The sequence below is a fragment of the Rhodococcus sp. NPDC057014 genome (assembly GCF_042673295.1).
GTDB lineage: Bacteria > Actinomycetota > Actinomycetes > Mycobacteriales > Mycobacteriaceae > Rhodococcus_F.
Genome location: NZ_JBHUSF010000640.1, coordinates 1 through 1,366, shown reverse-complemented (window position 1 = coordinate 1,366; position 1,366 = coordinate 1). Strand labels below are relative to the sequence as shown.

Annotated in this window: 4 protein-coding genes; 1 reads left to right on the top strand and 3 read right to left on the bottom strand. The window is 62.4% G+C overall.

From position 1 onward, the window contains the following. Positions 1 to 187: hypothetical protein (locus ACFTZB_RS45685; protein ID WP_378442617.1), on the top strand; the 187-nt coding region annotated here is incomplete at its 5' end. A gap of 267 nt (positions 188 to 454) precedes the next feature. Here the strand turns inward: ACFTZB_RS45685 and ACFTZB_RS45680 are convergent. Genes ACFTZB_RS45680 through ACFTZB_RS45670 form a run of 3 tightly spaced genes read right to left on the bottom strand, consistent with a single transcriptional unit; the run spans position 455 to position 1,303 of the window. After that, positions 455 to 652 (bottom strand): hypothetical protein, encoded by a 198-nt coding sequence (locus tag ACFTZB_RS45680; protein ID WP_378442615.1) that lies wholly within the window; start codon positions 650 to 652, stop codon positions 455 to 457. A 48-nt stretch (positions 653 to 700) separates the two neighbouring features. Beyond that, positions 701 to 823, bottom strand: a complete 123-nt coding sequence (locus ACFTZB_RS45675) for a hypothetical protein (protein WP_005248443.1) — start codon at positions 821 to 823, stop codon at positions 701 to 703. 42 nt (positions 824 to 865) lie between these two features. Then, complete coding sequence (locus tag ACFTZB_RS45670; protein WP_378442613.1) at positions 866 to 1,303, bottom strand: DUF2752 domain-containing protein; 438 nt, start codon at positions 1,301 to 1,303, stop codon at positions 866 to 868. Between the last annotated feature and the right edge of the window lie 63 nt (positions 1,304 to 1,366).

Here is a 1,366-nt window from a genome sequence, read left to right as displayed (position 1 = left end):
CTATCAAACACTGACCCCCCACCGACGGAAGAAGGAGAAGGGCCAGCAAATACCCACACCACAACATCAACCAAACCCCAAGAGGCGGTTGAACATTCGTGATGCGGAGTACCAAAAACATTTGGCACTGACATTCATCGACACACTGTTGAGTTCTCAAAGAACACGCGCACACCATCACCGCTGACTCACTCGCCAGCCGCTCCGGGGCAACCGTTCTATCTTATCCTACCAGCCTCACCGGCGCAAGCCGTGACGCTGATCAAGATCAAACCGGGATTGAAGCACCACCATACACGGCGATGAACTTCCGATTTACCAGGCGCCTTCGTCCAACCTCGTGTCCCCCGCCTTCCGGCCGGGGTCGGTGTCCGTGTCGCTCTGACCTGGAATAAGTTACGCGAAGGGAAACGAGAACACCAAATCGCCAGGTCAGCGTCGCTATTCGGCCGATTCAGGGCACCCAGTACTTGGCAGCCAGCTCCTCGATCACCCGATCTCCCTCCGATGCCTGTTCCAACGTCGCGAGGTCGGAGTCGATGGAGACCAATCGTGGGTCGTCCCCCTCCGCCTCCTGGACTGGATGCCCCCCGTCCTCGGCCAGCTGACGCAACAGCTTCTCGCGCACCCGGTCCTTCAGCGAATCGCTCATATCGAAATCATGGTCGCGCGGCGATGGGTTGTCGAGAGTGCAACGCGGTCACTCCTCGGTCTCGTCCGGCGCCTTCACGTTGTCGCTCTTGCCGAAGACTCGCAGCGCGGTCGGAATGAGGACGATCAGCGCGCCCAGGATCGCGATCAACGAAAAGACCTGCATTGCCATCTGTGAACCGACTCTCTGTTTCGTGCCCGCGGCGACCAGGTGTCAGGCCGGCGCGAGCCAGCTTCCCCAAGATGTGTTCCTGGTGACGGTAAACGCCGCAAGGAGAATGAGCACACCGACTGTCACTCTCGGTCCCACCACGAAGATGCGGTCGCGTCGTCCTTGCCAGCGGTGACGTGCCCAGCCGATCCAGGCGAAAATCATGACCGCGATGAACGGGACGATCAGAACATTGCCGGCGACGGCCGCGCCGAGGTCGAGGTTGGTCAGGTCGTGCACCGCCCGCAGCCCTCCACAGGCCGGGCACCACCACCCGGTCAGCGCGTAGACGGGACAGAAACCGTACGAACCCGGCTGATGCGGGTCCCGGAAGTGGAGGACGGCGGCCGCAACCACGGCGCCGGCGGCGACAGCGGCGGGTGCTCCGAGCGCACGCAGACCGACCGCCCGCGTCGCCGGAGTTCCACTCTGGGTGTCCACCCGTCCAGTCTTCCCGATTCTTCCGATCTGCGGTGGATCGGACCCCCGGAGACGACTCTGGCC